Source organism: Pseudoalteromonas sp. SR41-1, assembly GCF_014164015.1.
GTDB lineage: Bacteria > Pseudomonadota > Gammaproteobacteria > Enterobacterales > Alteromonadaceae > Pseudoalteromonas > Pseudoalteromonas distincta.
In genome coordinates this window covers 259,704-272,394 of sequence record NZ_JACJEK010000001.1, presented here as the reverse complement: position 1 = coordinate 272,394, position 12,691 = coordinate 259,704, and the positions used below count along the sequence as shown (strand labels likewise).

Sequence of the window (12,691 nt, the reverse complement as noted above, 5' to 3'; positions counted from 1 at the left end):
CATGGAATTAGATGTAATTACTAATATTTTATACGCCACTATTCGTACAGGCACCCCCTTATTGCTGGTGGCGCTGGGTGAAATGGTATGCGAAAAAAGCGGCACCTTAAATTTAGGGCAAGAAGGCATGATGCTCTTAGGCGCGGTGGCAGGGTTTATAACTATGTACCAATGCGACAACCTATTTATTGGTTTTACTATAGCAGCTTTGGTCGGGGTTATGGCCTCACTTATTTTTGCTTTTGTAGCACTTAATTTAAATGCTAGCCAAGTAGCGGCAGGTTTAGCGCTGACTATTTTTGGTACAGGCCTTTCGGCATTTTTAGGTGCTGACTATGAGGGAAAAACCATTAACGCGTTACCTACTTTAGCAATTGCAGGGTTTGAGCATATTCCGGTTTTAGGCAAAGCGCTATTTTCGCAAGACGCCATTGTGTATTTAAGTTGGGGTTTAGTGCTTGGTGCGTATTTGTTTTTTAAATACCACAGAGCAGGGCTTGCAGTACGAGCTATTGGCGAAAACCCAAGTGTGGGTAATAACTTAGGATTACCTGTAATGCGTACACGTTATTTAGCCGTAATGTTTGGCGGCGCACTGGCTGGCATTGCGGGCGCATATTTGTCGTTGGCTTATACACCACTTTGGACTCAAAACATGACGGCAGGGCGAGGTTGGATAGCCCTTGCTTTAGTGGTGTTTGCAAGCTGGCGTATTGAGCGCGTAATGCTTGGCGCTTATTTATTTGGCTTTGCCAGCATTATGCACTTAGTGGCACAGGCTTTTGGGTGGGCTGTGGAGTCTAACTTACTGGCCATGTTGCCTTATGGTGCAACGCTTATAGTACTGATTATGCTCAGCAAAAATAAACAAAAATTAAAAATGTACGAACCCATGTGGCTAGGTAAGTCTTGGCACAAGGGTCATTAAATTAATTACAAAATCAATAAGGTAAATCACCTGCTTCAACAGGATATTAAAAATATAACACGGAGAATAATAATGAAAAAACTTATAACAGCACTCGGGGTTGCATTGAGTTTAGGCATAAGCGCATCTGCTATTGCAAAAGATAGCGTAAAAGTTGGCTTTGTATATGTAAGCCCCATAGGTGAGGCCGGTTGGACTTATACACATGACTCTAGCCGCCACTACCTTGAAGAAAAGTTTGGCGACAAAATAGAAACTACTTTTGTTGAAAGCGTACCAGAAGGAGCCGATGCTGAGCGTGTTATTACGCAACTGGCTAAAAGCGGGCACGATTTAATATTTACCACGTCGTTTGGCTACATGAACCCAACACTTAAAGTGGCTAAACGGTTTCCTAATGTAAAGTTTGAGCATGCTACAGGCTATAAACGCGCAAAAAACGTAAGCACTTACTTTGATCGCATTTACGAAGGACGCTACCTAACAGGTGTTATTGCAGGGCACATGAGTAAAACCGACAGCATTGGTTATATTGCTGCGTTTCCTATTCCGGAGGTAATACGCGGTATAAATGCATTTACGCTTGGCCTGCGCTCAGTTAAGCCTAATGCAAAAGTAAAAGTAGTGTGGGTTAATAGCTGGTTTGATCCGGGTAAAGAGCGCGAAGCTGCCGATAGCCTTATAGATCAAGGCGTTGATATTATAACTCAACATACTGATTCGCCTGCACCACTTCAAGCAGCGCAAGCCGCTGGTATTTACGCTATTGGCTACCACTCAGATATGAGCGGATACGGAAAAAAAGCACATTTAACGGCGGCGGTTCATCATTGGGATGAATTTTATGCAGAGCGCGTACAGCAAGTACTTGACGATAAATGGCAATCGCAAGATATATGGAAAGGTATAGGCTCAGGGATGACTCGCTTAGCGCCGCTAAGTAAAGACATTCCAAGTGATGTTGTGAGTGAAGTGAACGCGATTTCAGACAAAATTGGTAAAGGTGAATTTCATCCATTTACTGGCCCTATAAAAAATCAGCAAGGTGAGCTGATTATTGATGCGGGTAAAACAATAGACGACAAAACGTTGTTGGGTATGGATTTTTATGTTGAGGGCGTTGAAGGGCAGCTTAAATAAGCGGTTAACGCAATAACAATGAGTTAATCACTTAGACAAATACAGTGGCTAACTTGCAAAACGTAGAGGTTTGTATGTCAATAAATACAAGCTCGTCTGACGATATTATATATGCAGTTGATGACAAACCAGGCGTAACTGAATCATTTTTTGCCGCACTACAGCACGTACTCGCAAGCTTTGTAGGTATTATTACACCCACGCTTATTATTGGCGGTGTGCTTGGTTTAGCTGCTGAAATACCATATTTAATTAGTATGGCATTATTTGTATCTGGTGTGGGCACGGTTATACAAGCGCGGCGTGTTGGCCCTGTGGGTTCAGGATTAATATGTGTGCAAGGTACAAGCTTTGCCTTTTTAGGGACTATTTTAGCAACAGGCTTTACCGTTAAAGCCACCGGAGGCAATAACGACGAGGTCCTTGCCACTATATTTGCAGTGTGCTTTTTGGCCGCTTTTGTTGAAGTATTTATTAGTTTTTTTATTAGTAAATTAGGCAAAATAATTAAGCCAGTAGTTACTGGTGTGGTCATCACTACTATTGGTATTTACCTAATTAAAGTAGGTATGACTGATATAGGTGGCGGGCAATGGCTACTTACTAATATGCCTGAAAAATTTGCTTCAACGAGCAACTTAATTGTTGGTTTTTCGGTTGTGGCTTTAGTGGTGCTGCTTAATGCAAGTAAAAACCAATGGGTGAGGCTAACGGCTGTGGTAGTTGCAATGATACTTGGCTGGTTACTTGCGTTTGTATTAGGTATCGCTAATTTTAAATTAGGTGAATTTGACCTAATTGCTATCCCACTGCCTTTTAAATACGGCTTTAATGTTGATTTTGGTGCACTCATAGCCTTTGGTTTTTTATACCTTATTACTGCAATTGAATCGACAGGCGATATTACTGCCAATTGTGCGGTTTCTAAGTTACCTGTTAGAGGACCTAGTTACTTAGCACGTATTCGCGGCGGTATTTTAGGTGATGGTGTTAACTCGATGATTGCCGCTTTATTTAATACTTTTCCTAATACTACTTTTAGTCAAAACAACGGCGTTATTCAGCTAACTGGAGTTGCCAGCAAATATATTGGCCTGTGGATAGGCAGTATTTTAATTATTCTTGGCTTGTTTCCTGTGATTGGCGCTGTATTACAAAATATACCTAAACCTGTTTTGGGCGGTGCAACGCTTGTAATGTTTGGCACCGTAGCAGCCGCTGGGGTCAAAATACTCGCCAGCGAAAAAATAAATCGCAGAAGTTTACTTATTATTGCGGTGAGTTTGGGGCTCGGGCTAGGTGTTAGTTTTGTACCGGAGTTGTTTGCAAACGCACCTAAGTTAGTTACTGCCATATTTGGTAGTGCAGTGACGGTGTCGGGTATCACCGCAATAATAATGACGTTGGTACTACCAGAAAATTACTCAGCAAGTACGGATCATCTTAACTAAACTAATAAAAATCATAAAAGGGATTAACAATGAAAATCAAAACAATAAAAAAATTAGCATTAGTAACTGCAATTGCAATGTGCTCAACAGGTGTATCGGCTAAAGAGCTTTGGTCTGATTTTAGTATTACCGCAATGACAGGAGCCGACTACCTAGAGCCGTTTTCAGGGGAGGAAGATGATAGAAGTGTTGTTACTATAGAGCATGCATCGGGGCATACTTGGGGCAGTACGTTCTTCTTTATGGATAGGCTAAGTAATCCCGATGAAGTGTACGGTGAGCTAAACATAAACCCTACTCTTTACAAGCCACAAAATAGCTTTGTTAAAGAGGTGTTTTTAGGCCTACAAACAGAGTATGGCTCGGGAGATACGGATCAAAATAACTATTTATTAGGGGGCGGTGTATCACTTGATGTACCTGGCTTTCAATATTTTAATGTGGCTTATTATCGTCGTTTTCAAGATGATATAGGTATTCAACGTGAAGATAATAACCAAATAACAGTCACGTGGGGCTACAACAAAGGTAACTTTAGATACGATGGCTTTTTAGATATTGTAGATAGCACCGACACAATGTTTGGTAAAAGTGAAGGTGGCTTTAACTTTACTTCGCAGATTAAATACAATATTGCCCCTATGCTCGGCTTAGATACAGGCCGCCTTGATGTGGGTATTGAGTATGTTTATTGGAAAAATAAATTTGGTGTAGATGGTCAAACCGAACATAATCCAAACTTGCTAGTTAAATGGCATTTTTAACAGCAAATTGAATGGTATTTAATTAATAATTAAAGGCTACTTTTTAGTAGCTTTTTTATTTGATAATCTTAAATAATTGAATAGCTTAAATTAGTTGTGTTAGATTACTTTTTAATAACGCTATATGGATTTTTTCATGGACTCTGAAATAGATTTTTCTACCTACACTTTAGATGAGCTTTACTCATCAGCGAGCGCTATAGATCGCGAAGCCTACCCAGATCGAGCAAAAGAAATAGACGACTTAATTAAAACGCGAGAAGCACAGAGCCCATCTGAAAATATTGTATCAAAAGTAGCAGGAGAAAAAGCAACGCGCTCAGATAGGCTAGTGGCTGCTATTGCTGATGGCGTTTTAGGTGTTGTTTGTTTTATACCTGTATTCATGCTCGTAGGGTTTGATAATTTAAGCCAACCAACACTTAGTTTATCTGCAGGTTTGCTAGGTTATGGCATATTAAGCACGTTAGTACTTCATGGTTACCTTATGTACCAACGCGGACAAACAATTGGTAAATCTTTAATGTCTATCCGTATTGAAAATTTAGATGGTACACAAGCAAGCTTTACTACAATTTACTTTAAACGCATGCTTTGTATGCAACTATTATCACTTGTCCCTTCGGTAGGTCAGTTTATAGCTGGTTTTGTTAATCCATTATTTATATTTGGAAAAGATAAACGATGTTTACATGATCATTTAGCGGGAACAAAAGTGAGTTATGTAGATTAATCAGGATATTAATTATGGCAGCTTTGCCCGGATTTAAGTTTGATTAGCAAAAGTTACAAAATGGCGTATTTCACTAAATTGGTAATATAATTAAAAAACCTTACCGATTTTTTTGACTAGTAACCAAGGATGATTATGAAAAACAACACACAGCTAATTTTAGCACTAGCGGCCTCTTTAATTTGTTACTCAACATATATTGTATTGATAGATAAGCCTTTTAGTTTGCAAGCGCTTAACCTGTTTTTATTTCCCGTTATTTTATATTTTGTGTTTATTCGTTCGCGCAATGTTGAGCAAAGCCCGTTAAAGGCTGTACGCGTTGAGGGGCAAATATTATACGTTTATAAGCAAGTGTTTAATATTAACGATATTAACAAAGTTGTCATCGACAAAACTAAGAGGCACGGTATATTTGCACTACCATATAATCAAGTTGATGGTAAAACAACTGAGTTTATTTTCAATAAAGATGCGTTTGAATCTTTAAAATCCTACCTTTTACAAAACATTCCAAATGTAAAAATTATTGAATAAAGTAAAGAAGTAACAATGAATTTAAAGAGCATATATTATTCACTGGTTTTCTTACCGCGGCGAAAATCAATGAGGTGATAAATGAGAATATTTAGGAAAACAAACGAGTTTGATAAACTGTCGAGGCGTTACGCATGTATTAAATGTGGTACTTGGGTGAGCATAAAAGCCCAAAACTGTATGCAGTGCCAGCATAGTTTTACCAATAATGATAAAAGCTCAATGCAAACACTCTATAATCAAAATAAAGAACAAAACTGGCAACATGCATTATTGCCCATTATTTTTGTAATATTGGTAATAGCTTTATTGTTCATTTAATTTTTGCTTAAAATTTAAAAGCGCTCGACTGCAACTCTTTAACAAAATCCCTCTGTACTTTAACGTGTAAAAACTACCCATAATTAAAATAATTACTCTTGTTAATCCTTCACTAAATACCACATAGCTAACGTTTTTTAATAAATGAAATAAGCTTATAAATTTCAGTCACTTAAATTGTGGGTTTATTTATATTTACTCAGTTTTTTGGCACGTAAGTTGATACAGCTCCTAATAAACTTTAAAAAGGAATTACCATGACTGCTGAATACTTTATGGTACTAGGGTTACTCGGTGTTGCATTTTTTGCTGTTGCAGGGGCATTGCTTGGGTATGAAAAAAACATTAGTGGCTTTGGCGTCGTAGTGGTTGCAACCGTTACTGCACTAGGGGGCGGTACCCTCAGAGATATACTTTTAAACAAACCAGTATTTTGGATTGCTACCCCAGAGTATTTATATTCAACCTATGGGGCCGTTATAGCAACAATTGCATTTATTCGATATTTACCGCGCGTTAATAATTACTACTTTTTATTAGTAGACGCTGTGGGTATGGCGTTATTTAATATTATGGGGATAGAAAAAGCACTCATTAATGGCTCTGGTATGGTGGTCGCAATTACCATGGGTATCACTACAGGTATATTTGGTGGTTTAATACGTGACGTAATTTGCCGTGAGGTACCAACTGTTATGCGCAGCGAACCATACGCCTCTGCGTGTTTAGCGGGTGGTGCAGTCTATGCTGCTTTATTTAGCCTTAATGTAGATTACATTTGGTGTATTTTAGGCTCATTTTTCACGACTATCTTTTTAAGATTAGGCTCTTTGCATTGGGGTTGGCATTTAACTATTTTCAGAAAAAAAGACTTCAGAGATCAAAGCGACTAATTTTAGCTACGAGTAGCTCGCGTTTGCATGTGGTACTCGTAATTATCCTCATCCGTTATAGTAAAACCCAGCCGCTTATAAAGTCCTAATGCTGGGTTGTTTTTAAGCACGGTGAGTTTAATGGGTTTTGACTGCGCATTTGTAATAACTTGTTCAATAACCGCTTTCCCATACCCTTTATTTTGGTGCAATGGATGTATTTGTAATTGCATTATTTCAACGTATTGAGCGTGTGTTTGGTATTTTAAAGTACCAATTGGTACCTCATTTATAACTATAAGATGGGATCAGTCATATTGATCATTAAGCCTTAAAACATGCTGTTGATCTGTTATACCAATCCGCAATAATACTTAATCATTTTGCGGGGCTAAACGTGTCGCTAGCTGCGTTAAAAAATGCTCATTTAGAACAACTAAATAGCGAATTTTTTGCCTAGCTATCAACACGTTTTTCCAGCCTCAAAATAGATCACTTAATTAAGCGAATTGGTATTAAAAATAACCCGGCATTTTCTAAGTGTTCTACCATAGTTAGTTTTCTGAGGCTTAATAAGTAGTCTTGGTCTGAATATGCTGCCTTTATAAATTTAAAAACCATAGTGCTCCCTTGCAACAGCCTCAATGTTTATATTTGTAGAACGAACTAAAATAAGTGCGCAGTATTAAATGTGCAAGCCAAACTAACAAAGGCAAGACTACCAATACCCAAGTGCTTTCCACCAAAGCCCGCCAATAATTCCCCATACACTTAAATTAATAACGCTCATTATAAGGCCCATTACCCACCAGTCTTTTAACGATACATAGCCTGAGCCAAACACTATGGGAGATGTGCCTGTTGCGTAATGCGTTAACGACATCATGAGTGATGAAGCGCCAGCTAACAGTAAACCTAAAAATAAAGGCGGAGCGCCAAGCGCTAAACCTGCGGCGTAAAATGCGGCAAACATAGCAGTAATATGTGCTGTGGTACTGGCAAAAAAGTAATGAGCATAAAAATACACAGCTACCAATATAATAGCCGATACAATCCAGTCAAAGCCCAGTTGCGCAATGTTGCTCTCAACAAGTGTTGAAAACCACGTTACCAAACCTAGTTTATTTAAAAAAGTGGCCATCATTACTAATGCAGAAAACCAAACAACGGTATCCCACGCTGACTTTTCTTTAAGTACATCGTCCCAGCTTAATACACCAGTCACTAATAAAACCGACAAACCTAAAAAAGCCACTGCGGTTGTATTAACTGCGTAGTCAGCCCCTAAAATCATTGCAGGTACGCCGGCCCATAAAACAAGCAGCATGGCAAAAACTCCCACCATTATTTTTTCGCCATAACTCATTGGGCCCATTTCAGTTAATTTAGATTCTGCGTAGGTTTTAGCGTCGGGCGTACTTTTAACTTCAGGTGGGTAAATGGCATAAACAACCAAAGGCACAAGGGCAATACATAGCAAACCAGGAACAAGCGCTGCCAGCGCCCACGTACTCCAAGTAATACTAATATTTGCACCAGTAGCATCAGCAATCAGCTTTACAATTAGCGGGTTAGGAGCCGTGGCGGTAATAAACATAGCTGATGTAATAGGGTTTATATGGTAACTCACTAAAGCAAGGTAGTGGCCAATTTTACGAGAGGAGCCTTCCTCAGGGGATGAGCCAAAGCTTGTTGCTATCGACTTCATAATTGGGTGAATAATAGCGCCGCCTCGCGCGGTATTACTTGGCGTTACAGGCGCTATAACAAGTTCAGAAAGTGCGAGTGCATAGCCAATACCAACTGTTTTTTTACCAAAAAGAGAAATAAAATTATAGCCAATACGATTTCCCAAACCAGTTTTAGCTAAACCCCGAGAAATAATAATGGCAATACCAATCAACCAAATTAATGAATTAGAAAAGCCACTTAATGCATCTTTAATAGCGCCAGATGGGCTGTCATTAGTTACGCCGGTTAACGCAACAGAAGTAATAGCTAAAATAGCAATGGCGCCGATAGACATTGCTTTACCAATAATGGCAACTACAGTACCAATAAATAAAGCGAGCAAATGCCATGCGTTTTCGGTAACACCTTGCGGAGGCGGTACAGCAAACCAAAGTAGTAAAACAATGGCTATAGAAATCAGTCCAGAGGTAACTCGAATATCAGTACCCTTCATTAAAAATGTCCCTAAGTTTTAGAAATGCATGCATTCTGTTTATTGAAAAGGCGACGTTATTCTACTTCATTTAATAATAAAAAAGATGACGCACATCATATGAATATTAGACTTATTTAATTTTATTAATAAAGAGGTAATAAACCATAAACTAAAGTGATTGATTACATTACCCTATGAGAGCTTACGTTGTGCTTAATCAACTCTTATATTTTTAAGAGTTAGCTTGAATTGTTTTATCGACTAGCAAGGTCTTTGTAAGTCTTAACGAATACTTGGAAATACAATGAACTTAAAATTAACCAACAACGTGATTACTTTTTTATTAGCGAGTAGCTTTTTGTTACTTGGCTTATCGTTTGCGTTAGGAGCAAACCCTAATACGTTAACGGCTACATTTAGCTTTTACGGCGTTGATTCGCTAATGTCTGTATCTGCGTTAGGTTTAATTAGTGGCTCATTTATGATTGCCTTAGCGTTTGCCACCGTGCTCGCTCGCCTTAAATTAATGAAACCTACACCAGCACTTTTACTTGCAGCAATTATAAGTTTAGTTGCATTACTTACCTTGTTTGCCAGTAACCGTTGGATGGCTCAATTTGGCGGCTTTCCAATCATTGGTAGTGGGCAGGGCATAATTAAATACTTTGCTGTAGTGCCTTTGTATTTGTTTTTATTTTATAAAGACAAACTTACCGACAAACAACACGTACTTTTAAACTTTATACCTGTTGCCATGGTTTTATTGTGGATTGGCGGCATGAAGTTTTATGAGTTTGAAGCAAAAGGCATTGTAAGTTTAGTAGAAACTTCACCGTTTATGTCGTGGTTATACACGGTATTTAGCGTACAAGGCGCGTCTAACATGATTGGCGGGTTTGATGTATTATTTGCTGTGTTATTGGGCTTAGGGCTATTTTTAAATAATAAAAAGCTAATTATTATAAGTGGCTTAGCGTGTTTAAGTGTATTTATGATGACCCAAACATTCTTAATTACCGCCACCGGTGCATTTAGTTCTTCCACTTTATTGGAGCGTTTAGGGCAATTTGTAATTAAAGATTTGTGGTATATAGCCAACCTTGTTGTTATTGCTTTTTTAATGATTTTTAAGCCGACTAAATAAAGAGAGCGTTATGATCAGTTGCAACCAATACGACTACATCGAAATTGCTTGTATGCACCATTTAAGCATTGAGCTTATATTAAAAAATGGTGATGGTGTATGTGGCGTAGCAACTGACACAAAACGCAATGCTAATAGAGACGAGTGCATAGTTTTTAATGTAAATAGCGAGTTGAAACTCATTGTGCTAACTACAATCAGCGTACTTAAAGCGCGTGAACAAAATCCATACTTTGACCACGTGAACTTTGATATAAAGTAAACACCTCATTCATTCGTTTTATTATAAACATCTCAACGAGCCTGTATCATTAATATGTTAAGGCTCGCTTATCTAACCAGTACGTTAGCTAATTACGCGCTAAATACATAAAGCCAAAATCTTCCTGCAACTTTCTTTTGTTCTTAACTCGAGTTTTTCCACCGAATAAGGCTAAACGCCAACTATTAAAGCGTATAAAAATGCTTATTCTGTAATAAGTAAGCCTTTATATGTCCATATATGGCGCTTGGTCATCGTGTGTTTGTTAATTATGGTCGTAAAAGGTAGCTACATAAATAAAGCTAACTTACAGAGCCTGCTGTTTAAATAAACAGCTATTTTAATTTTGTCCAATAACATTATTAAAAGTCGTTTTGGTGAAAAATAACAAAGGCCTTTTTATAACATGCCTAATCACTTGTTTACATTAAAGTTATTTAGTGGAATTATTGAGCTATGTAATAAACGCCGTTTTGGGGGGTATAACTCTCAAAGTGTAGTTCGATAAGTTGTCATAGCTCACGTAGTATTGTTTTAGGAGGTAACTTTGCCTAATCACGAAGAAATTCATAAAGCGTATATTAGTCAAGATGAAAGTGTTCTTAAATCCGCAGGATTAATTGCATTGAACAATGCATACAGGTTGCTGAAAAAAGCGGACATATATGGAAAGGTTTTAGAGATGGAAAACCTAGATTCAGAATTTAGAAAGCAAGATAAAGAACTGAACAATGGGGTAGGAACATTCGAAGAGAATTCATTTAAGTTGTTTGAGGTCGGAGTGAAAAGGTCTAAATGCTATAACGGATTTGCTGATGACTTAATAATGTTTGCAGCGTTTGAACAATATATTAATTCCTGCTTGCTAAGAAGCGGTTTTGTTGTTCATGTTATAGATAAAGATAAAAGTAAAACGAAGAGCTTGGGAAATAAACAAAAAAGGAAGCCGATTAATATTAGTGAAGTTACGGTAGGGACAGTTTTTAGACCGAATTCACTCAACGCATCACTATTAACATCAGATAAATACCTAAAACTTCTTAATCCTAGCGATACCATCAAAAGGGGGCTTGAAAGCCTAAAGTCTCGCAGAAATAAAACACATTTTGACTCACAGATCAATTCAGTGTCTTATTATGATCCTAGTTTTTTTGAAGCGTTTAAATTTATTCAAAATGTAATAGAGTATGATCACAATGAATGTTACTCGGTAGCTGAGCTCTAACTATGCAATTAAACGGAACAAAAACAGTTGGCTTTTGTTTGTGCCCACTAAGTATAGCTAACCATTTTAGTCCGCATATTGCGGTGTTAGGATACTTTCATGATTAGTAGCATCGATGACATCGCTAAAAGTTACCAGAATTGGTATATGGATAATCTTAGCTATAGAGAACAGTTACTGACGCTAACACTATCAACAAAGATTGATGAAGATAAAGTTGTTGATTATTTGATTTCATTTAATGATGTTCAGTATTTTGCACTTTACGATGAATGTGATCATTTCAACGATTATCACAAGTATAGAGACTCTGGAATCGTGGGTGTTTATTCTCAGTCTTCGCTATTAGACTATGTTGGTCATAAAACTTTAGTCATGGATACTAGGCCAAATTGGGGTCTCAAGCATTATTCAGTAATGACAGGTATGGACTTTATTCATGTCATTACACACAAAGAGCCAGTGGTAGTACGCGTATCCTAACAAAACAAATAACAAACGAGTTAATCTACAGGCTCGTTATAAGCCTATGGGGGCTCTGCAAAATCATATGGAAATTCGCAATATTTCCTGGGAGCAAACAATCCCGCTTCGACAAAGTGTTCTTTGGCCAAACAAACCTCCTGAATATTGCCATGTTGATGGCGATCATGACGCAATGCATTTTGGTGCCTTTGTTAATGACGAGCTTGTTTGTGTTGCCTCCGTATACATAAAATCAGATAAAGCTCGCCTACGTAAATTTGCTACTAAAACTGATTATCAAGGGCAAGGCATTGGCTCTCAAATGCTAAAGTTTATTCTTCACTCTCTTAATAATACGGTTGTAAATTTTTTTTGGTGTGATGCTAGAGAATCAGCTTTAAGTTTCTATCAGCGTTTCGGTATGCAGCCATACGGGGAACGTTTTTATAAGGCTGATGTTTCTTACTTTAAAATGGAAGTTGCTTTATAGTAAGTTTAAAGCGGCATATAACAACACGCGCTGAAGTGGGCAGCAAGCGCTAAAAGTTAGGATGACACCCATTCTAACTTTACGGAAATAATTAATGATAGCAGTGAGTTAGGTTTAATCCATGAAAGTGCATCACGCAAAAAAGCTGAGCTACGTTGACAAGATGAAAGTAGTAATAGGTAGCCCGATATA

Annotated in this window: 14 protein-coding genes; 12 read left to right on the top strand and 2 right to left on the bottom strand. The window is 37.9% G+C overall.

Going from position 1 to position 12,691, the window contains the following annotated elements; genetic code table 11:
• The first annotated feature begins 1 nt into the window (after nucleotide 1).
• From H5118_RS01160 to H5118_RS01130, 7 genes are all read left to right on the top strand, one after another.
• On the top strand, nucleotides 2-928 hold the full coding sequence (locus tag H5118_RS01160; RefSeq protein ID WP_182747446.1) for an ABC transporter permease: 927 nt from the start codon (nucleotides 2-4) through the stop codon (nucleotides 926-928).
• Between the two features lie 72 nt (nucleotides 929-1,000).
• Nucleotides 1,001-2,068 (top strand): BMP family ABC transporter substrate-binding protein, encoded by a 1,068-nt coding sequence (locus tag H5118_RS01155; RefSeq protein ID WP_182747444.1) that lies wholly within the window; start codon nucleotides 1,001-1,003, stop codon nucleotides 2,066-2,068.
• A gap of 74 nt (nucleotides 2,069-2,142) precedes the next feature.
• On the top strand, nucleotides 2,143-3,519 hold the full coding sequence (locus H5118_RS01150) for a uracil-xanthine permease family protein (protein ID WP_182747442.1): 1,377 nt from the start codon (nucleotides 2,143-2,145) through the stop codon (nucleotides 3,517-3,519).
• A gap of 29 nt (nucleotides 3,520-3,548) precedes the next feature.
• Entirely contained in the window at nucleotides 3,549-4,283 is a 735-nt protein-coding gene (locus H5118_RS01145) for a DUF5020 family protein (RefSeq protein ID WP_154902967.1), read from the top strand.
• A gap of 136 nt (nucleotides 4,284-4,419) precedes the next feature.
• Entirely contained in the window at nucleotides 4,420-5,016 is a 597-nt protein-coding gene (locus tag H5118_RS01140) for an RDD family protein (protein ID WP_182747440.1), read from the top strand.
• 135 nt (nucleotides 5,017-5,151) lie between these two features.
• Entirely contained in the window at nucleotides 5,152-5,553 is a 402-nt protein-coding gene (locus H5118_RS01135) for a hypothetical protein (RefSeq protein WP_182747438.1), read from the top strand.
• A gap of 578 nt (nucleotides 5,554-6,131) precedes the next feature.
• On the top strand, nucleotides 6,132-6,767 hold the full coding sequence (locus H5118_RS01130; RefSeq protein WP_004334621.1) for a trimeric intracellular cation channel family protein: 636 nt from the start codon (nucleotides 6,132-6,134) through the stop codon (nucleotides 6,765-6,767).
• Nucleotides 6,768-6,769: 2 nt separating this feature from the next.
• On the opposite strand, the gene H5118_RS01125 is transcribed toward H5118_RS01130, so the two are convergent.
• Together H5118_RS01125 and H5118_RS01120 are read right to left on the bottom strand one after the other, a co-directional pair.
• Nucleotides 6,770-7,039, bottom strand: coding sequence for a GNAT family N-acetyltransferase (locus tag H5118_RS01125; RefSeq protein WP_310736085.1), 270 nt, complete (start codon nucleotides 7,037-7,039; stop codon nucleotides 6,770-6,772).
• A 425-nt stretch (nucleotides 7,040-7,464) separates the two neighbouring features.
• Nucleotides 7,465-8,931, bottom strand: a complete 1,467-nt coding sequence (locus H5118_RS01120) for a DASS family sodium-coupled anion symporter (RefSeq protein ID WP_182747436.1) — start codon at nucleotides 8,929-8,931, stop codon at nucleotides 7,465-7,467.
• A gap of 286 nt (nucleotides 8,932-9,217) precedes the next feature.
• On the opposite strand from H5118_RS01120, the gene H5118_RS01115 reads away from it, so the two are divergent.
• The 5 genes from H5118_RS01115 (at nucleotide 9,218) to H5118_RS01095 (ending at nucleotide 12,499) form a co-directional block, all read left to right on the top strand.
• Entirely contained in the window at nucleotides 9,218-10,057 is an 840-nt protein-coding gene (locus H5118_RS01115; RefSeq protein ID WP_182747433.1) for a DUF417 family protein, read from the top strand.
• 10 nt (nucleotides 10,058-10,067) lie between these two features.
• Nucleotides 10,068-10,319 carry a Rho-binding antiterminator gene (locus H5118_RS01110; protein WP_182747431.1) on the top strand — a complete coding sequence of 84 codons (252 nt, stop codon included), beginning with the start codon at nucleotides 10,068-10,070 and terminating at the stop codon, nucleotides 10,317-10,319.
• A 547-nt stretch (nucleotides 10,320-10,866) separates the two neighbouring features.
• Nucleotides 10,867-11,544, top strand: a complete 678-nt coding sequence (locus tag H5118_RS01105) for a hypothetical protein (protein ID WP_182747429.1) — start codon at nucleotides 10,867-10,869, stop codon at nucleotides 11,542-11,544.
• Between the two features lie 99 nt (nucleotides 11,545-11,643).
• On the top strand, nucleotides 11,644-12,027 hold the full coding sequence (locus tag H5118_RS01100) for a hypothetical protein (protein WP_024607231.1): 384 nt from the start codon (nucleotides 11,644-11,646) through the stop codon (nucleotides 12,025-12,027).
• A gap of 67 nt (nucleotides 12,028-12,094) precedes the next feature.
• Nucleotides 12,095-12,499: a GNAT family N-acetyltransferase gene (locus tag H5118_RS01095; protein WP_024599991.1), complete on the top strand. Its 405-nt coding sequence runs from the start codon at nucleotides 12,095-12,097 to the stop codon at nucleotides 12,497-12,499.
• The last annotated feature ends 192 nt before the right edge of the window (nucleotides 12,500-12,691 follow it).

Bases quoted from the DNA above. Each gene is read 5' to 3' on its own strand.
- H5118_RS01160 (WP_182747446.1), top strand. From the start codon at position 2: ATGGAATTAGATGTAATTACTAATATTTTATACGCCACTATTCGTACA.
- H5118_RS01155 (WP_182747444.1), top strand. From the start codon at position 1,001: ATGAAAAAACTTATAACAGCACTCGGGGTTGCATTGAGTTTAGGCATA.
- H5118_RS01150 (WP_182747442.1), top strand. From the start codon at position 2,143: ATGTCAATAAATACAAGCTCGTCTGACGATATTATATATGCAGTTGAT.
- H5118_RS01145 (WP_154902967.1), top strand. From the start codon at position 3,549: ATGAAAATCAAAACAATAAAAAAATTAGCATTAGTAACTGCAATTGCA.
- H5118_RS01140 (WP_182747440.1), top strand. From the start codon at position 4,420: ATGGACTCTGAAATAGATTTTTCTACCTACACTTTAGATGAGCTTTAC.
- H5118_RS01135 (WP_182747438.1), top strand. From the start codon at position 5,152: ATGAAAAACAACACACAGCTAATTTTAGCACTAGCGGCCTCTTTAATT.
- H5118_RS01130 (WP_004334621.1), top strand. From the start codon at position 6,132: ATGACTGCTGAATACTTTATGGTACTAGGGTTACTCGGTGTTGCATTT.
- H5118_RS01120 (WP_182747436.1), bottom strand. From the start codon at position 8,931: ATGAAGGGTACTGATATTCGAGTTACCTCTGGACTGATTTCTATAGCC.
- H5118_RS01115 (WP_182747433.1), top strand. From the start codon at position 9,218: ATGAACTTAAAATTAACCAACAACGTGATTACTTTTTTATTAGCGAGT.
- H5118_RS01110 (WP_182747431.1), top strand. From the start codon at position 10,068: ATGATCAGTTGCAACCAATACGACTACATCGAAATTGCTTGTATGCAC.
- H5118_RS01100 (WP_024607231.1), top strand. From the start codon at position 11,644: ATGATTAGTAGCATCGATGACATCGCTAAAAGTTACCAGAATTGGTAT.
- H5118_RS01095 (WP_024599991.1), top strand. From the start codon at position 12,095: ATGGAAATTCGCAATATTTCCTGGGAGCAAACAATCCCGCTTCGACAA.